General features: G+C 55.9%; 17 protein-coding genes. 10 read left to right on the top strand and 7 right to left on the bottom strand.

The features are described 5' to 3' along the window. The first annotated feature begins 16 nt into the window (after window positions 1-16). The 7 genes from cmoM to AQ981_RS17940 all read left to right on the top strand — a co-directional run bounded on the left by cmoM (window position 17) and on the right by AQ981_RS17940 (window position 10708). Window positions 17-796, top strand: a complete 780-nt coding sequence (cmoM, locus tag AQ981_RS17910; RefSeq protein WP_058913111.1) for a tRNA uridine 5-oxyacetic acid(34) methyltransferase CmoM — start codon at window positions 17-19, stop codon at window positions 794-796. A 3-nt stretch (window positions 797-799) separates the two neighbouring features. Then, complete coding sequence (gene mukF / locus AQ981_RS17915) at window positions 800-2122, top strand: chromosome partition protein MukF (RefSeq protein WP_058913112.1); 1323 nt, start codon at window positions 800-802, stop codon at window positions 2120-2122. Next, window positions 2103-2813 carry a chromosome partition protein MukE gene (gene mukE / locus AQ981_RS17920; RefSeq protein WP_058913113.1) on the top strand — a complete coding sequence of 237 codons (711 nt, stop codon included), beginning with the start codon at window positions 2103-2105 and terminating at the stop codon, window positions 2811-2813. Before mukF ends, mukE begins: the two co-directional genes overlap by 20 nt. After that, window positions 2810-7258, top strand: coding sequence for a chromosome partition protein MukB (gene mukB, locus AQ981_RS17925; protein WP_058913114.1), 4449 nt, complete (start codon window positions 2810-2812; stop codon window positions 7256-7258). Before mukE ends, mukB begins: the two co-directional genes overlap by 4 nt. A gap of 238 nt (window positions 7259-7496) precedes the next feature. Next, window positions 7497-9293, top strand: a complete 1797-nt coding sequence (ldtD, locus tag AQ981_RS17930) for a L,D-transpeptidase (protein ID WP_058913115.1) — start codon at window positions 7497-7499, stop codon at window positions 9291-9293. A gap of 181 nt (window positions 9294-9474) precedes the next feature. Continuing rightward, window positions 9475-10023, top strand: a complete 549-nt coding sequence (gene mepK / locus AQ981_RS17935) for a peptidoglycan L,D-endopeptidase MepK (protein WP_058913116.1) — start codon at window positions 9475-9477, stop codon at window positions 10021-10023. Between the two features lie 37 nt (window positions 10024-10060). After that, window positions 10061-10708, top strand: a complete 648-nt coding sequence (locus AQ981_RS17940; protein ID WP_058913117.1) for an MBL fold metallo-hydrolase — start codon at window positions 10061-10063, stop codon at window positions 10706-10708. A 228-nt stretch (window positions 10709-10936) separates the two neighbouring features. On the opposite strand, the gene AQ981_RS17945 is transcribed toward AQ981_RS17940, so the two are convergent. From AQ981_RS17945 to pncB, 3 genes are all read right to left on the bottom strand, one after another. Beyond that, window positions 10937-12127 (bottom strand): amino acid aminotransferase, encoded by a 1191-nt coding sequence (locus AQ981_RS17945; protein WP_058913118.1) that lies wholly within the window; start codon window positions 12125-12127, stop codon window positions 10937-10939. A gap of 315 nt (window positions 12128-12442) precedes the next feature. Beyond that, complete coding sequence (asnS, locus tag AQ981_RS17950; protein ID WP_058913119.1) at window positions 12443-13843, bottom strand: asparagine--tRNA ligase; 1401 nt, start codon at window positions 13841-13843, stop codon at window positions 12443-12445. A gap of 154 nt (window positions 13844-13997) precedes the next feature. Beyond that, on the bottom strand, window positions 13998-15200 hold the full coding sequence (pncB, locus tag AQ981_RS17955) for a nicotinate phosphoribosyltransferase (protein WP_058913178.1): 1203 nt from the start codon (window positions 15198-15200) through the stop codon (window positions 13998-14000). Between the two features lie 268 nt (window positions 15201-15468). Here pncB and pepN point away from each other — a divergent pair, with 268 nt between their 5' ends. After that, the gene (gene pepN / locus AQ981_RS17960; RefSeq protein WP_058913120.1) at window positions 15469-18081 is read left to right on the top strand and encodes an aminopeptidase N; all 2613 of its coding nucleotides are present in this window, start codon (window positions 15469-15471) and stop codon (window positions 18079-18081) included. 122 nt (window positions 18082-18203) lie between these two features. Here pepN and ssuB read toward each other — a convergent pair whose 3' ends face one another. The 3 genes from ssuB to ssuE are packed head-to-tail and all read right to left on the bottom strand — an operon-like array spanning window position 18204 to window position 20396. Further along, window positions 18204-18983 carry an aliphatic sulfonates ABC transporter ATP-binding protein gene (gene ssuB, locus AQ981_RS17965; RefSeq protein ID WP_058913121.1) on the bottom strand — a complete coding sequence of 260 codons (780 nt, stop codon included), beginning with the start codon at window positions 18981-18983 and terminating at the stop codon, window positions 18204-18206. After that, a complete protein-coding gene (ssuC, locus tag AQ981_RS17970) occupies window positions 18980-19768 on the bottom strand; it encodes an aliphatic sulfonate ABC transporter permease SsuC (RefSeq protein WP_058913122.1) in 789 nt (262 codons plus the stop codon). Before ssuC ends, ssuB begins: the two co-directional genes overlap by 4 nt. Before the next feature lie 46 nt (window positions 19769-19814). Further along, window positions 19815-20396 carry an NADPH-dependent FMN reductase gene (ssuE, locus tag AQ981_RS17975; RefSeq protein ID WP_058913123.1) on the bottom strand — a complete coding sequence of 194 codons (582 nt, stop codon included), beginning with the start codon at window positions 20394-20396 and terminating at the stop codon, window positions 19815-19817. Window positions 20397-20642: 246 nt separating this feature from the next. On the opposite strand from ssuE, the gene pyrD reads away from it, so the two are divergent. Together pyrD and AQ981_RS17985 are read left to right on the top strand one after the other, a co-directional pair. Continuing rightward, complete coding sequence (gene pyrD / locus AQ981_RS17980; RefSeq protein WP_058913124.1) at window positions 20643-21653, top strand: quinone-dependent dihydroorotate dehydrogenase; 1011 nt, start codon at window positions 20643-20645, stop codon at window positions 21651-21653. Between the two features lie 289 nt (window positions 21654-21942). After that, entirely contained in the window at window positions 21943-22482 is a 540-nt protein-coding gene (locus AQ981_RS17985; RefSeq protein ID WP_058913179.1) for a cell division protein ZapC, read from the top strand. Here the strand turns inward: AQ981_RS17985 and AQ981_RS17990 are convergent. Continuing rightward, the gene (locus AQ981_RS17990; RefSeq protein ID WP_058913125.1) at window positions 22479-23591 is read right to left on the bottom strand and encodes a YcbX family protein; all 1113 of its coding nucleotides are present in this window, start codon (window positions 23589-23591) and stop codon (window positions 22479-22481) included. The two genes, AQ981_RS17985 and AQ981_RS17990, sit on opposite strands and share 4 nt — an antisense overlap. Between the last annotated feature and the right edge of the window lie 88 nt (window positions 23592-23679).

Consider the following 23679-nt stretch of genomic DNA (forward strand, 5'->3'; position numbering starts at 1 on the left):
CCCCGGAGCTTTCGCGATGCAGGATCGCAATTTTGACGATATAGCCGAGAAGTTTTCGCGCAATATTTATGGCACGACCAAAGGCGAGCTGCGTCAGGCGATCCTCTGGCAGGATCTGGATACGCTGTTGGCTGCTCTGCCTGCGGGCCCGCTGCGGGTACTGGATGCCGGCGGCGGCGAAGGGCAGACCGCCTGTCGGATGGCGCAGCGCGGCCATCGGGTTACGCTGTGCGATCTGTCGGCGGAAATGCTGACCAGAGCGCAACAGGCGGCGCAGCAGAAAGGTGTGAGCGACAACATGCATTTTGTACATTGTGCCGCTCAGGATGTCGCTCAGCATTTGGAAAGCCCGGCCAATCTGATATTGTTTCATGCTGTGCTGGAGTGGGTGGCGGATCCGCGCGCCGTACTACAAAGTCTGTGGCATTGCCTGGCGCCGGGCGGCGCATTATCGCTGATGTTCTACAATGCCAATGGGCTGCTAATGCATAACATGGTGGCAGGCAACTTCGGATACGTGAAGCGGGGCATGCCGAAACATAAAAAGCGAACGCTGTCGCCAGATTATCCGCGCGCGCCGCAGCAGGTGTATCAGTGGCTGGAAGAGCTGGGCTGGCGAATAACCGGTAAAACCGGGGTACGGGTCTTTCACGATTATCTGCGTGAGAAACATCAGCAGCAGGACTGTTTTAACGATTTACTGGAACTGGAAACGCGCTTCTGCCGGCAGGAGCCCTGGGTAAGTCTGGGTCGTTATATCCACGTCACAGCGATTAAGCCGGAGAACCAAGGATAAACTATGAGTGATTTTTCCCAGACGGTGCCTGAACTGGTTGCCTGGGCCAGGAAAAATGATTTTTCGATTTCACTGCCAACGAACCGGCTGGCATTTTTGCTGGCTGTCGCGACCCTTAACGGCGAGCGTCTGGATGGCGAAATGAGTGAAGGTGAGCTGATCGACGCGTTTCGCCACGTCAGCGGGGCTTTTGAGCAAACCAGCGAAACCCTGGCGGTGCGTGCTAACAATGCAATCAATGATATGGTGCGCCAGCGTTTGCTCAACCGCTTTACCAGCGAACTGGCGGATGGCAACGCTATCTACCGCCTTACTCCGCTGGGGATTGGCATTACTGATTATTATATCCGCCAGCGCGAATTCTCCACGCTGCGCCTTTCAATGCAACTGTCGATTGTCGCCGGGGAACTGAAGCGGGCGGCAGACGCCGCGGATGAAGGCGGCGATGAGTTCCACTGGCACCGCAACGTCTTCGCGCCGCTGAAATACTCGGTGGCGGAAATCTTTGACAGTATTGACCTGACCCAGCGGGTGATGGATGAGCAGCAGCAGGTAGTGAAAGAAGATATCGCCGGGTTGCTCAATAAAGACTGGCGGGCGGCTATCTCCAGTTGTGAGCTGTTGCTTTCCGAAACCTCCGGCACTCTGCGCGAACTGCAGGATACTCTTGAGGCGGCCGGCGACAAGCTTCAGGCGCATCTGTTACGCGTTCAGGACGCGACCATGGGCAACGACGAACTGCATTTTATCGACCGGCTGGTGTTCGATCTGCAAAGTAAGCTGGACAGGATCGTCAGTTGGGGCCAGCAGGCGATTGATCTGTGGATCGGCTATGACCGCCACGTTCATAAATTCATTCGTACCGCTATCGATATGGATAAGAATCGCGTCTTCGCTCAGCGCCTGCGTCAGTCGGTGCAGAGCTATTTTGACGCGCCCTGGGCGCTGACCTACGCCAGTGCCGATCGGCTGCTTGACATGCGTGATGAAGAGATGACGCTGCGCGACGAAGAGGTCATGGGCGAACTGCCCGCCGATCTGGAGTTTGAAGAGTTTAATGAAATTCGCGAACAACTGGCGTCGATGATTGAAGCGGCGTTGCAGGTTTATAAAGAAAGGCAACTGCCGCTGGATCTTGGCGTCGTGATGCGTGAATATCTTGCGCAATATCCCCGGGCGCGCCATTTCGATCTGGCGCGTATTGTCGTGGACCAGGCGGTGAGTCTGGGCGTCGCGGAAGCTGATTTTACCGGGCTGCCAGCGCCGTGGCGGTCTATTAATGATTACGGAGCCAGGGTACAGGCACATGTCATCAACAAATATTGAACAACTGATGCCAGTTAAACTGGCGCAAGCGTTGGCGAACCCGTTATTTCCTGCGCTCGACAGCCAGCTCAGGGCTGGCCGGCATATTGGCCTTGATGAGCTGGATAATCACGCCTTTTTGATGGATTTCCAGGACGATCTGGAAGCATTTTATGCCCGCTATAACGTGGAACTGGTGCGGGCGCCGGAGGGCTTTTTCTATTTGCGTCCCCGTTCCACTACGCTGATTCCCCGCTCGGTGCTATCCGAACTGGATATGATGGTCGGTAAAATCCTCTGTTATCTCTATCTCAGCCCGGAACGGCTGGCTAACGAAGGTATTTTTACTCAACAGGAACTCTATGATGAGCTGTTGACGCTGGCGGATGAAAGCAAACTACTGAAACTGGTGAATAACCGTTCAGCGGGTTCCGATCTCGACCGCCAGAAGCTGCAGGAAAAGGTGCGCGCGTCGCTGAACCGTCTGCGCCGTCTGGGGATGGTGTGGTTTATGGGGCACGACAGCAGCAAATTTCGCATTACAGAATCGGTATTTCGTTTCGGCGCCGATGTGCGCAGCGGTGACGATCCGCGCGAAGCGCAGTTGCGCATGATCCGCGACGGAGAAGCGATGCCGATTGAAAACCATCTGCAGCTTAACGATGAGAACGACGATCGGCTCCAGGATAAGGCGGGGGATGAAGAGGAATGATTGAACGCGGTAAATTTCGCTCACTGACGCTGATTAACTGGAACGGTTTCTTCGCGCGCACTTTCGACCTGGATGAACTGGTCACCACGCTGTCCGGCGGTAACGGCGCCGGTAAATCCACCACCATGGCGGCGTTTGTCACGGCGCTGATCCCCGATCTGACGTTGCTGCATTTTCGTAATACCACTGAAGCGGGCGCCACCAGCGGCTCCCGGGATAAGGGGTTGCACGGTAAGCTGAAAGCCGGGGTATGTTACGCGGTGCTTGATGTGATTAACTCACGTCACCAGCGGGTGCTGGCCGGGGTGCGTTTGCAGCAGGTCGCCGGGCGCGATCGCAAAGTGGACATTAAACCTTTTGCGATTCAGGGGCTGCCGGTGGCGGTACAGCCGACGCAACTGCTGACGGAAACGATTTCCGAACGCCAGGCTCGGGTGCTGACCCTGCAGGAGCTGAAGGACAAAACCGAAGCGATGGAAGGGGTACAGTTTAAGCAGTTTAACTCTATCACCGATTACCACTCGCTGATGTTCGATCTGGGGATTGTGGCGCGCCGTCTGCGTTCCGCCGCCGATCGCAGTAAATACTATCGCCTGATTGAAGCATCGCTGTATGGCGGTATCTCCAGTGCGATTACCCGCTCTCTGCGTGACTATCTGTTGCCGGAAAACAGCGGCGTGCGTAAGGCGTTCCAGGATATGGAAGCCGCGCTGCGCGAAAACCGTATGACGCTGGAGGCTATCCGCGTCACCCAGTCAGATCGCGATCTGTTTAAGCACCTGATCTCAGAGGCCACTAACTATGTGGCGGCGGATTATATGCGCCACGCCAACGAGCGGCGCATCCACCTCGACCAGGCCCTTGAGTTTCGCCGCGACCTGTTCGCCAGCCGCAGCCAACTGGCCGCGGAGCAGTACAAACATGTGGATATGGCGCGCGAGCTATCGGAGCATGCCGGCGCCGAAGGGGATCTGGAGACCGATTATCAGGCGGCCCAGGATCATCTGAACCTGGTGCAAACCGCGCTGCGTCAGCAGGAAAAGATCGAGCGCTATGAGGCCGATCTCGAAGAGCTGCAGTTGCGCCTTGAAGAACAAAATGAAGTGGTGGCGGAAGCCGTCGAACAGCAGGAAGAGAACGAAGCCCGCGCTGAAGCCGCAGAGCTGGAAGTGGACGAGCTGAAAAGCCAACTGGCGGACTACCAGCAGGCGCTGGACGTCCAGCAAACCCGGGCGATTCAGTACCAGCAGGCGATTCAGGCGCTGGAGCGGGCTCGTGAGCTATGTCATCTGCCGGATCTTAACCCGGAAAGCGCCGATGAGTGGCTGGAGACCTTCCAGGCGAAGGAGCAGGAAACCACCGGTAAGCTGCTGGATCTTGAGCAGAAGATGAGCATGTCCCAGGCGGCGCACGATCAGTTTGAGCAGGCCTGGCAACTGGTGGCGGCGATTAATGGCCCGCTTGCCCGTAGCGAAGCATGGGATGTCGCCCGCGATTTGCTGCGTGAAGGGTCGGAGCAGCGCCATCAGGCGGAGCAGGTGCCGGCGCTGAGAATGCGCCTGTCTGAGCTGGAACAGCGGCTGCGCGAGCAGCAGGAAGCGGAGCGTCTGCTGGCGGAGTTCTGCAAGCGTTATGGTAAGCAGGTCTCCCCGGAAGATCTTGAGGCGATCCAGCAGGAGCTGGAAGCGCGCATCGCCGCTCTGTCGGACGGCGTATCGCAGGCCAGCGAGCAGCGCATGGCGTTGCGCCAGGAGCTGGAACAATTGCAACAGCGCATCAGGACGTTGACCCTGCGCGCTCCCGTCTGGCTGGCGGCGCAAAGTAGCCTGAGCCAATTGTGTGAGCAGAGCGGCCAGCAGTTTGAATCCAGCCAGCAGGTGACCGAATATCTCCAGCAACTGCTTGAGCGCGAGCGCGAAGCCACCGTTGAGCGTGATGAAGTCGGCGCCCGCAAGCAGGCGGTGGACGAAGAAATTGAGCGTCTCAGCCAGCCTGGCGGCGCGGAAGATGCGCGCCTGACGGCGCTGGCGGAACGGTTTGGCGGCGTACTGCTGTCGGAAATCTATGATGATGTCAGCCTCGAAGATGCGCCATACTTCTCGGCGCTGTATGGTCCATCGCGACATGCCATTGTGGTACCGGATTTATCGCTGGTGCGCGAACAACTGGAAGGGCTGGTGGATTGTCCGGAAGATCTCTATTTAATCGAGGGGGATCCGCAGTCCTTCGACGACAGCGTGTTCAGCGTCGAAGAGCTGGAAAAGTCGGTGGTGGTCAAAATCGCCGATCGCCAGTGGCGCTATTCGCGTTTCCCTGAACTGCCGCTGTTTGGCCGCGCCGCCCGCGAAAGCCGCGTTGAGAGCCTGCATGCCGAGCGTGAGGATCTGGCGGAGCGCTATGCCACGTTGTCGTTTGATGTTCAGAAAACCCAGCGTTTGCACCAGGCGTTCAGCCGCTTTATTGGCCAGCATCTGGCGGTGGCATTTGAGGACGATCCGGAGGCGGAAATTCGCCAGTTGAATGCGCGCCGCAATGAGATTGAGCGTACCGTCAGTAACCATGAAAATGACAATCAGCAGCAGAGAGCGCAGTTCGAGCAGGCGAAAGAGGGCGTCGGGCTACTTAACCGCCTGATGCCGCGGGTTAATCTGTTACTGGACGATGCGCTGGCCGATCGCTGCGATGAAATTCGCGAGCAGCTCGACGAAGCCCAGGAGGCGGCGCGGTTTATTCAGCAACACGGTAATCTACTGGCGAAACTGGAACCGATCGCCGGGGTACTGCGCAGCGATCCTGAACAGTTCGACCAGTTGAAAGCCGACTATCAGTATGCTCAGCAGATCCAGCGCGAAGCGCGCCAGAAAGCCTTTGCCCTCAGTGAAGTTATCCAGCGTCGTGCCCATTTTAGCTACACCGATTCGGCGGAAATGCTCAGTGGTAACAGCGATCTGAACGAAAAATTGCGTCAGCGTCTCGAGCAGGCGGAAACGGAGCGGACTCGCGCCCGTGAAGCGCTGCGCGGTCATGCGGCGCAGCTCAGCCAGTATCACCAGTTGCTGGCTTCGCTGAAGAGTTCGTTTGATACTAAAAACGAACTGTTGGGCGATCTGCATAAAGAGTTGAAAGATATTGGCGTACGCGCCGACGCCGGGGCGGAAGAACGCGCCCGGGCGCGCCGCGACGAACTGCATACTCAATTAAGCAATAACCGTTCGCGCCGTAACCAACTGGAGAAACAGATTACCTTCTGTGAAGCGGAAATGGATAACCTGACCCGCAAGCTGCGTCGTCTCGAAAGGGATTATCACGAGATGCGCGAGCAGGTGGTCACCGCCAAGGCGGGGTGGTGCGCGGTCATGCGCATGGTGAAAGATAATGGCGTGGAACGGCGTCTGCACCGCCGCGAACTGGCCTATCTTTCCGGCGACGATCTGCGCTCAATGTCGGATAAGGCGCTCGGTGCGCTGCGTCTGGCAGTGGCGGACAACGAACATCTGCGCGACGTACTGCGTATGTCGGAAGATCCGAAGCGTCCGGAACGCAAAATCCAGTTCTTTGTCGCGGTTTATCAGCATCTGCGCGAGCGTATCCGCCAGGATATCATTCGCACCGATGATCCGGTTGAAGCCATTGAGCAGATGGAGATCGAGCTGAGCCGCCTTACAGAGGAGCTCACCGCCCGCGAGCAGAAGCTGGCGATCAGCTCACGCAGTGTGGCGAACATTATTCGCAAGACGATTCAGCGTGAACAGAATCGTATCCGGATGCTCAACCAGGGGCTGCAGAGTGTCTCTTTTGGTCAGGTCAACAGCGTGCGGCTTAACGTCAACGTGCGTGAAAGCCACGCCACGTTGCTGAATGTCCTTTCTGAAGAGCATGAGCAGCACCAGGATCTGTTCAACAGTAACCGTCTGACCTTCTCTGAAGCGCTGGCGAAGTTGTATCAGCGACTTAATCCGCAGATCGATATGGGCCAGCGCACGCCGCAAACCATCGGCGAGGAGTTACTGGATTATCGCAACTATCTGGAGATGGAAGTTGAGGTAAACCGCGGCTCTGACGGCTGGCTGCGGGCAGAGAGCGGCGCGCTGTCCACCGGGGAAGCGATTGGAACCGGGATGTCGATTCTGGTTATGGTGGTTCAGAGCTGGGAAGAGGAGTCGCGGCGCCTGCGCGGTAAAGATATTTCCCCGTGCCGGTTGCTGTTCCTTGATGAAGCGGCGCGCCTTGACGCCCGCTCGATTAATACGCTGTTTGAGCTGTGCGAACGTCTGGAAATGCAGTTGATCATTGCGGCGCCGGAAAACATCAGCCCGGAAAAAGGCACGACCTATAAACTGGTGCGTAAAGTGTTCCAGAATCACGAACACGTCCATGTGGTAGGGTTGCGCGGTTTTGCGACGCCGCCGCTGCCGGACGCCCAGCCGGACGCGAGCGCGTCGTAGGCTTTGCTTGTTTGCTGAACAATGAGATAATTGTCAAGCAGGCTAAAAACCCGATGCTAGGTTGTATCGGGTTTTTTATCAAATAGATGGCGAAACAGTTGTATTGCCGGTTCACAGATTGCAACGATTGATCTGACAAATTTATTCTGATTTAGCGCGGCAAGTGATTTTCACTATTTATATACTAATAAAGAAGCCTTAAGTTCTATTTTGATGGTGCATAAACAGGGGGCAAAGGATGTTGCTTTTGAAACACAATCGTTATCGATTATCAGCGCTGGTCTGTTGTGTGGCGCTGTACACCGCTCCACTGTTGTCTGTACAGGCCGATGAGCCTGAAGTGATCCCTGCCGATAGTTCGGCGGCGGCCGTTAACCCGCCAGGGGAACTCGCGGAACCGGTCAGCCAGTCTCCGGCTACTGCCGCGCTGATGGGCACGCTCCAGCCCGGTGAAGGCGGCATGTCTGCCGCTCAGGGCCGCAGCGAGCTACAGGCCCTGCTTCCTTCCAGCTACACGCCGGTCTACCTGAACGCGCTGGCGGCGATTTATAGCGCCAGAGAGATGAAGCCGATGTGGGAAAATCGCGATGCGGTTAAAGCCTTTCAGCAGCAGCTCGCCGAGGTGGCGATCGCCGGTTTCCAGCCGCAGTTCAGCGTCTGGGTGCAATTATTGACTGATCCTGCCGTCAGCGGCATGGCGCGCGATGTGGTGCTGTCTGATGCCATGATGGGTTACCTGGATTATCTCAGCGGCATTCCCACGAAAGGTAATCGTTGGCTCTACAGTAGCAAACCTTACAAGATGCAACTGGCGCCGCTGTCGGTCATTAACCAATGGCAACTGGCGCTGGATAAGGGCGAACTGGTGAGCTATATCGCATCTCTGGCGCCGCAACACCCGCAGTATGAGCAAATGCATAGCACGTTACTGCACCTGATCGCCGATAACCGCCCGTGGCCGCAAATGGCGGGCACCACTACGCTGCGACCCGGTCAGGTGAGCGCGGATGTGCCGGCGCTGCGCGATATTCTGCAGCGTTCAGGGATGCTGGAAGAGCAACCGGTCCCTGACGCGGTGATTAGTACGTCCGCCCAGGAAGCGCCGGCGCCGCGTAAATCCGCGCCGGCGGTTTACAACGCTGAGCTGGTGGAGGCGGTAAAACGCTTCCAGAAATGGCAGGGACTGGATCCTGACGGGGCGATTGGTAAAGCGACCCGCGAATGGCTGAATATTTCTCCCCAGCAGCGAGCCGGGTTGGTGGCGCTTAATATTCAGCGTCTGCGCCTGCTGCCGGAAAAACTGGACACCGGTATTATGGTCAATATCCCTGACTATTCGCTGGTGTACTACCTCAACGGCAGCGAAGTGCTTGCCTCCCGGGTGATTGTCGGCAGGCCGGACAGAAAGACCCCGATGATGAGTAGCGCGCTGAATAACGTGGTGGTCAACCCGCCGTGGAACGTCCCGCCCAGTCTGGCCAAAAAAGATATTTTGCCGAAGGTCTGGAACGATCCTGGTTACCTGGAGCGACACGGTTACACTGTCATGAGCGGCTGGAGCAATAACGCCGAGGTAGTCAACCCGTGGATGGTCGACTGGGCAACGATCACTCCGTCGAATATGCCGTTCCGCTTCCAGCAGAAACCGGGCTCGAGTAACTCGCTGGGGCGCTATAAGTTCAATATGCCGAGCTCTGATGCTATCTATCTGCACGATACGCCAAACCATGGCTTGTTCAGGCGCGAAGCGAGAGCGCTCAGCTCCGGCTGCGTGCGGGTGAACAAAGCGTCTGAACTGGCGGGGATGTTATTGCAGGACGCCGGATGGAGCGATTCGCGTATTTCCGGGGCTCTGAAGGAAGGTAATACCCGCTATGTGAATATACGCAATCGGATTCCGGTGAACCTTTATTATCTGACGGCGTTTGTCGGCACTGATGGACGCACACAATTCCGTACAGATATTTACAATTACGATCTCACTGCGCGATCCAACGCACAAATACTGTCGAAAGCGGAACAATTAATCCGCTAAATGCAGTAATTCCAGGATATTAACTGTCGTAGTAAATGAATGAAGCCGGGCTGAAACAGCGATGCAGCCCGGCTCTATGGGATTTTTGCGGCCTTGACTGATGGTTTTTTGGCGGTTAAGGTTCCAAAGGTGCGCCAGAAGTACATTTTGACATTCATCATTTACCTGTAGACCTTATATCATGGATAAATTTGACGCTAATCGCCGCAAATTGCTGGCGTTGGGGGGAGTGGCCTTAGGCGCGGCTCTGTTACCAACGCAAGCGTTTGCCACCCTCTCCACGCCGCGGCCGCGTATTCTGAAGCTGAATAATCTGAATACCGGGGAGTCCATTAAAGCGGAGTTTTTCGACGGTAGAGGCTATATTCAGGATGAGTTAGCCAGACTTAACCATTTTTTCCGTGATTATCGCGCGAACAAAACCAGAGATATCGATCCCCGTCTGTTTGACCAACTCTACCGCCTGCAGGGGCTGGTAGGCACAACCCGCCCGGTACAGCTGATTTCCGGCTACCGTTCGCTGGATACCAACAATGAAATGCGTGCCCACCGCCGTGGGGTAGCGAAAAAGAGCTATCACACCCGCGGCCAGGCGATGGATTTCCATATTGAAGGGGTTTCGTTAAGCAATATTCGCAAAGCGGCGTTATCTATGCGCGCCGGTGGTGTAGGATACTACCCGCGTAGTAACTTTGTGCATATTGATACCGGTCCGGTAAGGCACTGGTAAGTAACGAATCCCGGCGATACGCCGGTAATGGGGCAGTATGAATTACCATATTATTCCGGTGACGGCGTTCGCCCAGAACTGCACGCTGATCTGGTGTGAAGAGACGAAGCAGGCGGCGCTGGTGGATCCCGGCGGCGATGCGGCGAAAATTCGCCAGCAGGTGGTCGGCTGTGGCGTGGATATTGAGCAGATCCTGCTGACTCATGGTCACCTTGATCACGTCGGCGCGGCGGCAGAGCTGGCCGCTCATTATGGCGTGCCGATTGTTGGCCCGCAGCAGGAAGATGAGTTTTGGCTGCAGGGGTTGCCGGCCCAGAGTCAAATGTTCGGTCTGGAGAATTGCCCGCCGTTAACCCCCGATCGCTGGCTTAACGAGGGCGATAGTGTGGCGGTAGGGAATGTCGCTTTACAGGTGCTACATTGCCCGGGGCACACGCCTGGCCACGTGGTCTTTTGGGATGAAAAATCCCGGCTGCTGATTTCCGGTGACGTGATTTTTAAAGGCGGGGTGGGGCGTAGCGATTTCCCGCGTGGCGATCATAGTCAGTTGATCGATGCGATTAAGCGCAAACTGCTGCCGCTGGGGGATGATGTTACCTTTATCCCCGGACACGGTCCGCTGTCAACGCTGGGCGATGAGCGACTGCATAACCCGTTTCTGCAGGATGAAATGCCGGTCTGGTAACCGACTGTCAGTCCAGAATAATAAAGGCCGCGAATGCGGCCTTTTAGATTGATGGCTAACCTGATTTCATTGCCGAACTTGTCGATATCACCTGATAACAAACAAGGAAAATCAATTTATTGATTTTCGGCCGATGACCACAAAGCACGAAAAACCACGTTTTTTCCTGCTTTGTCAGCAGTAATAAAGGCCGCGAATGCGGCCTTTATTGTCTCTGAACGAGGTCGTTTACAGAACGGCGACAATCGCCTCGCACAGCGGCGCCATATTGTCTGGCGTCATGCCGGCGACGTTAATGCGACCAGAAGCCACCGCGTAGATAGCGAACTCTTCGCGCAGGCGTAGTACCTGATCTTTATTCAGCCCACTGAAAGAGAACATGCCGTTCTGGCGGGTGATGAAGCTGAAATCGCGGCTGGCGCCTTTTTCCTGCAGCGTGTTGACGAACAGCAGGCGCATACGCTGAATACGCTGACGCATATCGGTCAGCTCCTGCTCCCAGATAGCGCGCAGCGCATCGTTGCTCAGGATGGTCGCTACCACCGACGCGCCGTGGGCCGGCGGGTTGGAGTAGTTGGCGCGAATCACGGCTTTCATCTGGCTGAAAGCGCGATCGGCGGTTTCCGCATCCGCGGCAACCAGAGTACAGGCGCCGACGCGTTCGTTGTACAGACCGAAGTTTTTCGAGAAAGAACTGGCGACAATCAGCTCTTTATGCACTGCAGCGAACGCGCGCAGGCCTTCAGCATCTTCTTCCAGACCGCGGGCGAAGCCCTGGTAGGCGAAGTCGAACAGCGGCAGCCAGCCTTTCTCAACCGACATCGCCGCCAGTTGCTGCCATTGTTCCAGCGTGGGATCAATACCGGTCGGGTTGTGGCAGCAGCCGTGAAACAGTACTACATCGCCAGCCTGAGCCTGCTGCAGGCTGGCCAGCAGCCCGTCAAAATCCAGCGAGTGGTTTTCGGCGTCGTAGTAGTCATAGTCGCATACTTCCAGACCGGCAGAGTTAAATACGCTCTTATGGTTCGGCCAGCTCGGGTTGCTGACCCAGACGCGCCTGGCGCTGGTATTTTTGGCCAGGAAGTCGGCGGCGACGCGCAGAGCGCCAGTGCCACCCGGGGTTTGCGCGGTTTTACCGCGTTTAGCGTCGATAATGGCGCTGCCTTTACCAAACAGCAATTCCTGGGTACAGCGGCCAAATTCCGGAATACCATCGATACCTAAATAGTTTTTGGTGGTTTCATTTTCCAGCAAATATTGTTCGGCTTTTTTTACGCTGGTCAGAACCGGCGTTTTACCCGTCTCATCCTTGTAAACTCCAATGCCGAGGTTAATTTTGGTGGGGCGTTCGTCGTTGCGAAACAGCTCGGCAAGGCCAAGGATTGGATCGGCGGGGGCAGCGGTAATGTTTTCAAACATAACGAGGTTCCATTGTGATATCGAAGGAAATTCGTTACTCAGGTTAACGGTAGATTTATCAATTGCCAACCGTTTGCCACAAAAATAGCAGGTATCACGATAAGTTAGCATTTTTACCTGGTTTTATGTCTGGTGGTGGCTATCGTGCTGTGTAACGCGCCTGAAAATGGTCATTTATCCCGAATGATGGTGAAAAAATGGCCGCAGAAATGACCGGGTTTTTCGATTATAAGAAAATTTAAAATAACGGCGGGTGAAATAAGGGACGGGAGTACTGAAAATAAAGGGCCGGTATTTCCGGCCCTGAAATCGCTATCAGAAGTTCGCGTTACGCGGAGAGCGCGGGAAGGGAATGACGTCACGCACGTTTTGTACCCCGGTGACATAGGCGATCAGGCGCTCAAAGCCGAGGCCGAAACCGGCGTGCGGCACAGTGCCGTAGCGGCGCAGGTCGCGATACCACCAGTAATCCTCTTTGTTGAGGCCCATCTCTTCCATACGCGCATCCAGCACGGTCAGGCGCTCTTCACGCTGGGAACCGCCGATGATCTCACCGATGCCCGGCGCCAGCACGTCCATCGCCGCCACGGTTTTGCCATCGTCATTAAGGCGCATATAGAAGGCTTTGATGTCTTTCGGGTAGTTTTTCACCACCACTGGCGCTTTAAAATGCTGCTCCGCCAGATAGCGCTCATGCTCAGAGGCCAGGTCGACGCCCCAGTAAACCGGGTTTTCGAAAGTCTGACCGCACTTCTCAAGAATGGCTACCGCATCGGTGTAGTCCACCTGGGCGAAATCAGCGGTAACAAAACGTTCCAGGCGGGTTACGGCATCTTTATCCACCCGTTCGGCGAAGAATTTCATATCGTCGGCACGCTCTTCCAGTACTGCCTTAAAGACATACTTGAGCATGGCTTCCGCCAGCCCGGCGACATCGTTAAGATCGGCGAACGCAACTTCCGGCTCCAGCATCCAGAACTCTGCCAGATGGCGGCTGGTGTTGGAGTTTTCAGCGCGAAATGTTGGGCCGAAAGTGTAGATTTTGGACAGTGCGCAGGCATAGGTTTCACCGTTCAACTGCCCGGAAACCGTCAGAAACGCCTCTTTGCCGAAGAAGTCTTTGTCGAAATCTACTTTTCCCTGGTCATCGCGCGGCAGGTTTTCCAGATCAAGCGTTGAAACCCGGAACATTTCGCCAGCCCCTTCGGTATCGGAGGCGGTGATCAGCGGCGTGGATACCCAGAAGAAGCCCTGCTCATCAAAAAAGCGATGCAGCGCCTGGGCCAGGGTATGACGCACGCGGGCTACCGCGCCGATCAGGTTGGTACGCGGGCGCAGGTGGGCTACTTCGCGCAGGTACTCAATGCTGTGGCGCTTGGCGGCCATCGGATAGGTTTCCGGGTCTTCCACCCAGCCGGTCACTTCCACCTGGGTGGCCTGAATTTCATACGACTGGCCCTGGCCCTGGGAAGCCACCACTTTCCCGGTAACGATCACGGAACAGCCGGTGGTGAGACGCAGGATTTCCTGATCGTAATTAGGCAGAGAATTATTAACGACGGCCTGTACCGGATCAAAGCAGGAACCGTCATAGACGGCCAGGAAGGAAAAGCCAGCTTTTGAATCTCTACGGGTACGTACCCATCCGCGCACGGTGACTTCGCTGTCAACGGCGGCGCGGCCCTGGAGTACGTCTGCTACAGGCACAACGCTCATAATTTTCTCTCTTAATAGTCAATGACAATAAATTCCATGCCCACCTACGTGGGGATATCTATGTTACCTGGCGCACGCCGGCAGACAAGCAGAATTCACGCGCGAAGCGAAAGAATACAGAAAAGAGCGGGAACCTCAATGGGTTCCCGGCACGTTAGCTGGCTTTTTTTACCAGCGGCAGGTCGAACGCCTTACGCAGCGCCCGCACAAAGGCTTTATCCTGGCAGATAGTTTTTCCCGGACTGTCGGAGAGCTTCGCCACCGGTTTACCGTTGCACTCCACCAGCTTAATCACGATATTCAACGGTTTTACGCCGGGAATATCACAAGTCAGGCGGGTGCCGATACCAAAACCGAGATTAATCCGTCTGGCAAAGTGGCGATACAACTCGACCGCTTTGGTCAGATCGAGGTTATCGGAAAAAATCAGCGTTTTACTTAGCGGATCGATGCCCAGCTTTTCATAGTGGGCGATGGCTTTCTCTCCCCACTGTACCGGGTCGCCGGAGTCATGGCGCAGCCCCTGGTAGCGGGTGGCGAACCCGGGACCGAAATCGCGCAGGAAGGCGTCCATAGTTATACAGTCGGTCAGAGCGATGCCTAATTGATCCGGATATTCGTCCAGCCAGGCCTGCAGGGCGGCGCGCTGACTGTTGGCCAGTACCGGGCTGATCTGCTGGTGGGCCTGGAACCATTCGTGGGCCTGAGTTCCCATGGGCGTCAGCGTCAGGCGTCGCGCCAGATCGTAATTACTGGTGCCAATAAACCACGGCTCCTGCTTCAGACGTTCAACAATGGCTTGCTGAACCTCCCGGGAGAAACGGCGCCGGGTGCCGAAGTCCATCAGCCGGAACTGAGACAGGGTTAAATCCTGAGTCAGATGACCAAACTCCGTGAGCTTATCTTCGAGGTGGGTCAGCGCCATGTCGACACTGGCCTCCGGGCTGCGGTAGTGGTGAACCACTTCGCTGATCACCGCCAGCAGAGGAACTTCCCACATGATCACTTCACGCCACGGGCCGGACAGGCGGATTTCAAGTTTCCCCTGCACGTTGCGGATGGTGACCTGGGTCGGATCATAGCGGAAGTTTTTGAACCAGTTCAGGTAGTCGCCCTTAAAGAAAGGCAGGCCGGAGAGCCAGCGGAATTCTTCTTCGCTGAGCGCCAGATGCTGCATGGCATCTACCTGTTCACGGATGACGTCAGCATAAAGACCGAGCAGGTCATCGCCCCGGCAGCGAAATTCAGCCGCGACGTTGACATCGTAGTAGTGGTGGAACACGGCCTGCTGCATATGAAGCTTATAGGCGTCGGTATCCAGCAATGAACGTAATATCGGGGAAGCGTGTCGTGTCATGGCGCGTTTCAGCATCCTCTCACAGGAGCGTTTCCATCAATGGCTGAGGTCAGGTAAAGACGCAGGAGTATACCCTGATTATCGGTTTATTGAAGCAAGATCACAACATAAGCCAAAGTCCAGGTCGAGGGCAAATCGTGCCGCCAGGGCCGGCATTGCGTAAACTCTGTGCTGATTGAAGGAAAAGAGCGTTATTTGGGCGTGGCAACAATACCGTAACAGGAATAGACTGGGAAATGTTAACTCAGGACGATGCATAAGGTTTTTTATGACACAACACCCTCAGGCCAAATACCGCCACGACTATCGTGCGCCGGATTATACCATCGGTGATATTGACTTGAGCTTCGAGCTCGATGCGCAAAAAACCACCGTTACTGCGATAAGCCAGGTACAGCGCCAGGGCGCTGCCGATGCGCAACTGCGCCTTGATGGCGAAGGACTGACGCTGGTTTCGGTTGCCGTTAACGATGCGCCGTGGCCTCACTACCGTCTGGAAGAGGGGGCGCTGGTGTTAAGCCAGGTGCCCGAGCGCTTTACGCTGACCGTGGTGAATGAAATCAGCCCGGCGGCCAATACCGCCCTTGAGGGGCTGTATCAATCCGGCGAAGCGTTGTGTACCCAGTGTGAAGCAGAGGGATTCCGCCATATCACCTGGTACCTGGACCGCCCGGACGTGCTGGCGCGCTTTAGTACGCGTATTATTGCTGATAAGGCCAGGTATCCGTTTCTGCTGTCTAACGGCAACCGGGTGGCTCAGGGCAGCCTGGAAGATGGCCGCCACTGGGTACAGTGGCAGGATCCGTTCCCGAAACCGTGTTACCTGTTTGCTCTGGTGGCCGGGGATTTCGACGTATTGCGCGATACCTTTACCACCCGCTCCGGGCGCGACGTGGCGCTGGAGCTGTATGTCGATCGCGGCAATCTCGATCGCGCCGACTGGGCGATGACGTCGCTGAAAAACTCAATGAAGTGGGATGAAACGCGCTTTGGCCTTGAGTACGATCTGGACATTTATATGATCGTGGCGGTCGACTTCTTCAATATGGGGGCGATGGAGAATAAAGGGCTGAATGTCTTTAACTCCAAATATGTGCTGGCCAGGGCGCAGACCGCCACCGACAAAGACTATCTGAATATTGAACGGGTGATCGGCCACGAATATTTCCACAACTGGACCGGCAACCGGGTCACCTGTCGCGACTGGTTCCAGTTAAGCCTCAAAGAGGGGCTAACAGTATTCCGCGATCAGGAGTTCAGTTCCGATCTGGGCTCCCGGGCGGTAAACCGGATTGCCAACGTTCGCACCATGCGCGGTATGCAATTTGCCGAAGACGCCAGTCCGATGGCGCACCCGATCCGCCCGGATATGGTCATCGAAATGAATAACTTCTATACCCTGACCGTTTATGAGAAAGGGGCGGAAGTGATTCGTATGTTGCATACCTTGTTGGGAGAAGAAAATTTCCAGAAAGGGATGCAGCTCTATTTCGAGCGCCATGACGGTAGCGCCGCCACCTGCGACGACTTTGTGCAGGCGATGGAAGATGCTTCGAATGTCGATCTTTCCCATTTCCGCCTCTGGTACAGCCAGTCCGGTACGCCGGTCGTGACGGTGCACGACGACTATAATCCGCAGACCGAACAGTACACGTTGACCATCAGCCAGAAAACGCCCCCCACCGACGATCAGCCGGAAAAGCAACCGTTGCATATTCCTTTCGATATCGAACTTTATGACAGCGAGGGGAAAGTGATCCCGCTGCAGAAGGGCGGTCATCCGGTTCATCACGTGTTGAATGTCACTCAGGCGCAACAGACGTTTGTTTTCGATAATGTCTACTTCCAGCCGGTACCGTCGCTGCTGCGCGAATTTTCCGCGCCGGTGAAGCTGGAATATAAATGGAACGATCAGCAACTGACCTTTCTGATGCGTCATGCGCGTAATGACTTTTCGCGCTGGGATGCCGCGCAGAGCCTGCTGGCGACCTATATTAAGCTGAATGTGGCGCGCCACCAGCAGAAGCAGCCGCTGTCGCTGCCTTTACACGTGGCCGATGCGTTCCGGGCGATTTTGCTTGATGAACATATCGATCCGGCGCTGGCGGCGGAGATCCTGACGCTGCCTTCACAGAATGAGATGGCCGAATTATTCCCGCTTATCGATCCGCTGGCTATTGCTGCGGTCCAGCAGGCGCTAACCCATACGCTTGCCACTGAACTGGCGGATGAATGCCTGGCGGTGTATCACGCCAACAAGCTGGACAGTTACCGTATCGATCACGAGGATATTGGTAAACGCGCGCTGCGTAATGTTTGCCTTCATTATCTGGCTTTCGGCGACGCTGAACTGGCGGATAAGCTGGTCAGCGCCCAGTATCGTCAGGCCGATAATATGACCGACGCGCTGGCCGCGTTGTCAGCGGCGGTTGGCGCCCAACTGCCGTGCCGCGATGCGCTGATGGCGGAATATGACAAGCAGTGGCATCAGGACGGCCTGGTGATGGATAAGTGGTTCATTCTGCAGGCGACCAGTCCGGAACAGGGAGTATTGTCCCGGGTGCGCGAGTTGCTGAATCACCGATCGTTCAGCATGGGCAATCCGAACCGTATTCGTTCGCTGATTGGCGCGTTTGTCAGCGGAAACCCGGCGGCGTTCCACGCTCAGGACGGTAGCGGTTATCAGTTCCTGGTCGATATGTTGACCGAGCTAAACACCCGCAATCCACAGGTGGCCTCGCGCCTGATCGAGCCGTTGATTCGCATGAAGCGTTACGATGAGAAACGCCAGGTGATGATGCGGGCGGCGCTGGAACATTTGAAAGGGCTGGAAAATCTGTCCGGCGATCTTTACGAGAAAATCAGTAAAGCGCTGGCATAACCAGGTACTGCTTGTGTGTTGTAAAGGCTGATCGCGCGCAGAGCGATAAACTGAGGGGGAAATCAGCACGTTGATTTCCCCCTCCTTAATGGAGAAAGCGCCGGCCCGCCATCATGAGACAATCAGCCGGTTTTGCGAATCGGCTGGGTTGCTGATGGTACGCTGTCCGGGCGCATTACCCGCTCCAGCACTCGCGCTTCCAGTTCCGCCAGGCGCGCTGAGCCGCGGCGTCGCGGGCGTGGTAAATCGACGGTTAAATCCAGCCCGATATTGCCCTCTTCAATCAGCAGTACCCGGTCAGCCATCGCGACGGCTTCACTGACATCATGCGTGACCAGCAGCACTGTAAATCCGTGTTCCTGCCACAGAGATTCGATCAGCGCCTGCATTTCCAGACGGGTTAAGGCATCCAGCGCCCCCAGCGGTTCGTCGAGCAGCAGTAGTCCCGGGCGATGGATCAATGCCCGGGCCAGCGCCACGCGCTGTTTCTGGCCGCCGGACAGGGCGGCGGGCCACTCGCTGGCGCGGTCCCGTAGACCGACTGCCGCCAGCGCATCCAGCGCAGCGGGGCGCCAGTCGCCTTTGAGCCCCAGACCAACGTTATCAATCACTTTTTTCCACGGTAGCAGGCGCGCATCCTGGAACATCAATCGGGTATCCTGCTGTGTCGACTTCAGCGGCGAGTTACCGGCCAGCAGTTCGCCGCTGGTAGGGGATTCCAGCCCGGCAAACAGGCGCAGCAGAGTACTTTTCCCGCCGCCGCTGCGTCCGACTACGGCGACGAATTGCCCGGCGGGAATGCGCAAGTCGACGTCGCGAAGAATGGTTTTGTCACCGTAACGTTTGGTCAGCGTATTGACCGCCAGCGGAATACCCGGGGTCAGGCGCGAAGTATTTGTCATGCTGCCTCCTGTAACTGATATGCCGGGTGCCAGCGCAGCCAGGCGCGCTCCAGAAGCTGGGCGCTGGTATCCGCCAGCTTGCCGAGCAGGGCATAGAGAATGATGGCGACCACCACCACGTCGGTCTGAAGAAATTCCCGGGCGTTCATCGCCAGGTAGCCGATACCGGCATTGGCGGAGATGGTTTCCGCGACAATCAGGGTCAGCCACATTAGCCCGAGCGCAAAGCGTACGCCGACCATAATCGAAGGCAGTGCGCCGGGAAGGATCACCTGACTGAACAGACTGAAACCTGACAGGCCATAACTTCTGGCCATTTCCAGCAGACCGCTGTCGATATTGCGAATGCCGTGCCAGGTATTGATGTAGATGGGGAACAGGGTACCCAGGGCCACGAGGAAAATTTTGGCGGTTTCATCGATGCCGAACCACAGGATCACCAGTGGGATCAGCGCCAGATGTGGGATATTGCGCAGCATCTGGACTGAGGTATCCAGCAGCCGTTCCCCCCAGCGCGACAGGCCGCTGATCAAACCGAGGATCAGGCCAATACTGCCGCCGATGGCGAAACCGATTAAAGCGCGCCAGGTGCTGATCGCCAGATGATGCCACAGCTCGCCGCTGGCGGACAAACGCCAGAACGCCAGCACCACGCCTTCCGGAGAGGGCAGCACCCGGGTGGAAAGCCAGCCTGTTGAGGAGGCCAGTTGCCAGACGGCGACCAGTGTCACCGGCAACAGCCATGGCGCCAGGCGTATCAGGGCGGAAGAGACGGGTTTCGACATCAAATGCTCCTTAAATAATGCATACCGTAAAACGGCTCCACGGCCTTTAAAAAGAGGCCGCCGCTGCGATACGGGTATTCAACGACGGCAACGGCGTTTTTTCCCGACGCTGCAGGGCCTGCCAGAACGTTTCCAGCGCGCTGTCGAGGCGCTGCTGCAGCTCAGGGGCCAGGATAGCCTTATGCTGATAGTCGCGGATCTGTGAGTCGTCGGCGAAGACGCCGTGCAGCACTTCCTGGGCTTTCAGGGCGCTGAGTACGGGCTTAAGGGCATAATCCACCGCCAGCATGTGTGCCACACTGCCGCCGGTGGCGACGGGCAGAACCACTTTTTTCTCCAGCGCCCGTTCCGGGAGCAGGTCAAGCAGTGTTTTCAGCGCGCCTGAATAGGCCGCTTTATAAACCGGCGTGGCAATGATCACGCCGTCAGCCTCTTCCAGTTGTTCAAGCAGCGTCAGTAGCGCCGGGCTGTCAAAGCGGGCGTACAGCAGGTCTTCCGGCGCGAAATTCTGCAGGTGCCAGTGGCAAACCTCGACATCCAGCGCGTGGAGTTTTTCGCGGGCATACTCCAGCAGTGAGCTGGAGCGGGAGGGGAAACGGGGACTTCCCGCCAGAGTAATGACGCGCATGACGGCTCCTTAATCACGAATTGTTGGATAGATGTTAATTCTGGTAACAATCGCATGGTGACAGACCCGGCTTATTCCATTAAATAAAATTTTTGGGTTTCAATTGCTGATAACTGCATAAAGACGACGTCGGGAAGGTAAACGTTTGCCTGGCGTGGTGATTTTTTGTTACAGGTCAATTCCCTTTAGCGGGAAGATGAATAATAATACCGCCCCGGTTTGCACACCGGGAATCCAGGAGAGTTCATGTACTATCCCTTCGTTCGTAAAGCCCTTTTCCAGCTCGATCCCGAGCGCGCTCATGAATTAACTTTTCAACAACTACGCCGCATTACCGGTACGCCGCTGGAATGGCTGGTACGCCAGAACGTGCCGGCAAAGCCGGTCAGCTGTATGGGGCTGACTTTTAAAAACCCGCTGGGCCTGGCCGCTGGTCTTGATAAAAACGGCGAGTGCATTGATGCGCTGGGTGCGATGGGGTTTGGCGCTATCGAGATAGGCACTGTTACGCCGCGTCCGCAGCCAGGCAATGATAAACCGCGCCTGTTTCGTCTTGTTGAGGCTGAAGGGCTGATTAACCGGATGGGATTTAATAATCTCGGGGTCGATCATCTGGTTGAGAATGTTAAAAAATCCCATTTTGATGGCGTGCTGGGGATCAATATTGGTAAGAATAAAGACACGCCGGTCGAGCAGGGCAAAGACGATTATTTGATCTGTATGGATAAGATCTACCCCTATGCAGGATATATTGCGATCAATATCTCCTCACCAAATACGCCGGGATTACGCAGCCTACAGTACGGTGAAGCGCTGGACGATCTTTTATCGGCGATTAAAAATAAGCAGCAAGTGCTGGAAAAGATCCATCATAAATATGTTCCGATCGCTGTAAAGATCGCGCCGGATCTTTCTTTGGAAGAATTGATCCAGGTTGCTGACAGTCTGGTTCGCCATAATATCGATGGGGTTATTGCCACCAATACGACACTCGACCGTAGTCTGGTGCAGGGCATGAAATACTGCGATGAAATGGGTGGATTAAGCGGCCGTCCGGTGCAATTGAAAAGTACTGAAATTATTCGCCGACTGTCAGCGGAATTAAATGGCCGACTGCCCATCATCGGCGTTGGAGGCATTGATTCGGTGATCGCCGCCAGAGAGAAGATAGCCGCTGGCGCGACATTAGTACAAATCTATTCGGGATTTATTTTTAAAGGCCCGCCATTAATTAAAGAAATCATCAGCCATATTTGACCATTGTCGCTTTCTTGTTCACCGGGGCTTTATTTTTCGCCCCGGTTGCTTTATATTTCATCACAGCTGCTAATTCTCATATTAAGCTTTTTCCTGGTCAGCAACTGAATAATTGAGAAGATCAATAAAGCGTCAGTGAGATAATCGCCGGGGACTAAGGTGGTAACTAAATCCCCGGGGCAAATGAATCCAGACAGCACACCTGTAACCTGAACCAGGAAGGGATGCGATAAAAAATGAAGTTTCAGGGATGTTATTCCTGGTTGATTGAGCGATGAGGTCTGAAATTATGCGTATAAAACCAGACGATAACTGGCGTTGGTATTTTGATGAAGAGCATGACCGTATGATGCTCGATTTAGCCAATGGCATGCTGTTTCGTTCGCGTTTCCCGCGTAAGATGCTGACTCCAGATGCCTTTGAAAATACAGGGTTTTGTGTTGATGATGCGGCGCTCTATTTCTCTTTTGAAGAGAAATGTCGGGCGCTGCGCCTGAGCCGGGAGCAGCAGGCCGAACTGGTGCTTAATGCGCTGGTAGCGATTCGCTACCTCAAACCGCAGATGCCGAAAAGCTGGCATTTTGTCGCCCATCACCATCACTGGCAGCCTGCGCCGGGAGATGCGGCCTGGGTGCTGGTCAGCGAAGATAACCGCCAGGTCAGCCTGCTGGTAGTGGAAAGCGGCGGCAATGCGTCACTGTGCCTGCTGGCGCAGGCGGGCTTAACTCTCGCCGGGCGTACGATGCAGCTCGGCGATGCGATTAAAGTGATGAACGACAGGCTGATGCCCGCAGAGGCGGAAAACCTCAGCCTGGAGCAGGCGGTTTAACACTTCTCAAGGCGAATATCGCTGGCCGGGATGCAACTGCAGCACAGGATTGTGCCATCCTCACTTACCGCGCCTTTCTTCAGCGCATTCACTTCACCTGCGGTTAACCGAATCCGGCAGCTTCCGCAAATTCCGGCGCGGCAGGAATAGGGGATACGAATACCCTGTTGTTCCAGTTGCTCCAGTAGGATCTGCTGATTGTTTCCCCGGAATGTCTGCTGTTGCCAACTGATACTCACCGGGGCCTGCGCACTGACTGACACCTCCAGCGTACTGCTGGTATCGCCTGCGCCATAGGCTCTGGCGGTGCGGGTGGCGAGGATTTCAACCTGATCCCCGACGCGTACAATGCCGCTATTGCGGGCGATCAGGTTTTGGCCAAAATCGACATCGCCGTTGTCAAGGGCGGTGCGGAACCCCTGTAACGTCGTTAACGGTTCTGCGCCGGGGTGTTTATGGCCTTTCTCCGGGCTGACTGTGGTGAAGACACAGCGACTACAGGGTTTGACGACATCAAACGTTACGCCGCCGATGCGAATCACTTTCCAGCCATCTTCTTCCCAGGGCTGCGCGCCGGCGACCACCAGGTTAGGACGGAATTGCTCCATGCGGACGCCTGCCGGGCAGCGCTGCTGTAAATCGCGCAGCGAGGCTTCGCTGGTCAGCAGGTATGGATAGCCGTCGGCGAACCCCAGCGGCACCTCTTGATGTTTTTTTACCCGCCGGGTGGGGATTTCGCCCATCCAGCGCAACTGTACGCTGCGCGAGAAAAATCCGCTCAGCCACTGGTTGATGGCTTCCGGCGCGATACGCGCCGTAAAGTGGTTGCCCCATACCTCGGTGGGCGCCGGATCGGGCAGGAAATCGTCGTAGCGAACCGCGGCAGACGTCCCGTCCGGCGCGCTCAGCCATAGCCCATCGCGCTGCAGGGCCGGCGTGAAAAGTACCATCTGCGGAAACTGGCGCGCGGTAATAAAAGTGCCGTCCGGCTCGGTAATCATAAAACTGCGATCCCCGGACAGACCGCTAAGGCCGGCCAGCGCGTGAGAGACCTGCAGCCCGCGCAGCGATTTTACCGGGTGGATATACAGGCGCGACAACGCAATCATAACGCCCCCTGCGTAATGAAATTAAGAAGGGCAACTTTATGACATGCGTCGTGGATTAGCTATAATGCGCGACAATTTTCTTTTATGC

The sequence above is a fragment of the Entomohabitans teleogrylli genome (assembly GCF_001484765.1).
Classification (GTDB): domain Bacteria; phylum Pseudomonadota; class Gammaproteobacteria; order Enterobacterales; family Enterobacteriaceae; genus Entomohabitans; species Entomohabitans teleogrylli.

What these genes read in the sequence shown, in the direction of transcription:
- mukB (WP_058913114.1), top strand. Translation starts at nt 2,810, where the DNA reads ATGATTGAACGCGGTAAATTTCGCTCACTGACGCTGATTAACTGGAAC.
- ssuE (WP_058913123.1), bottom strand. Translation starts at nt 20,396, where the DNA reads ATGCGCGTCATTACTCTGGCGGGAAGTCCCCGTTTCCCCTCCCGCTCC.
- AQ981_RS17940 (WP_058913117.1), top strand. Translation starts at nt 10,061, where the DNA reads ATGAATTACCATATTATTCCGGTGACGGCGTTCGCCCAGAACTGCACG.
- AQ981_RS17985 (WP_058913179.1), top strand. Translation starts at nt 21,943, where the DNA reads ATGCGTATAAAACCAGACGATAACTGGCGTTGGTATTTTGATGAAGAG.
- mepK (WP_058913116.1), top strand. Translation starts at nt 9,475, where the DNA reads ATGGATAAATTTGACGCTAATCGCCGCAAATTGCTGGCGTTGGGGGGA.
- pepN (WP_058913120.1), top strand. Translation starts at nt 15,469, where the DNA reads ATGACACAACACCCTCAGGCCAAATACCGCCACGACTATCGTGCGCCG.
- cmoM (WP_058913111.1), top strand. Translation starts at nt 17, where the DNA reads ATGCAGGATCGCAATTTTGACGATATAGCCGAGAAGTTTTCGCGCAAT.
- pyrD (WP_058913124.1), top strand. Translation starts at nt 20,643, where the DNA reads ATGTACTATCCCTTCGTTCGTAAAGCCCTTTTCCAGCTCGATCCCGAG.
- AQ981_RS17945 (WP_058913118.1), bottom strand. Translation starts at nt 12,127, where the DNA reads ATGTTTGAAAACATTACCGCTGCCCCCGCCGATCCAATCCTTGGCCTT.
- ssuC (WP_058913122.1), bottom strand. Translation starts at nt 19,768, where the DNA reads ATGTCGAAACCCGTCTCTTCCGCCCTGATACGCCTGGCGCCATGGCTG.
- pncB (WP_058913178.1), bottom strand. Translation starts at nt 15,200, where the DNA reads ATGACACGACACGCTTCCCCGATATTACGTTCATTGCTGGATACCGAC.
- asnS (WP_058913119.1), bottom strand. Translation starts at nt 13,843, where the DNA reads ATGAGCGTTGTGCCTGTAGCAGACGTACTCCAGGGCCGCGCCGCCGTT.
- AQ981_RS17990 (WP_058913125.1), bottom strand. Translation starts at nt 23,591, where the DNA reads ATGATTGCGTTGTCGCGCCTGTATATCCACCCGGTAAAATCGCTGCGC.
- ldtD (WP_058913115.1), top strand. Translation starts at nt 7,497, where the DNA reads ATGTTGCTTTTGAAACACAATCGTTATCGATTATCAGCGCTGGTCTGT.
- mukE (WP_058913113.1), top strand. Translation starts at nt 2,103, where the DNA reads ATGTCATCAACAAATATTGAACAACTGATGCCAGTTAAACTGGCGCAA.
- mukF (WP_058913112.1), top strand. Translation starts at nt 800, where the DNA reads ATGAGTGATTTTTCCCAGACGGTGCCTGAACTGGTTGCCTGGGCCAGG.
- ssuB (WP_058913121.1), bottom strand. Translation starts at nt 18,983, where the DNA reads ATGACAAATACTTCGCGCCTGACCCCGGGTATTCCGCTGGCGGTCAAT.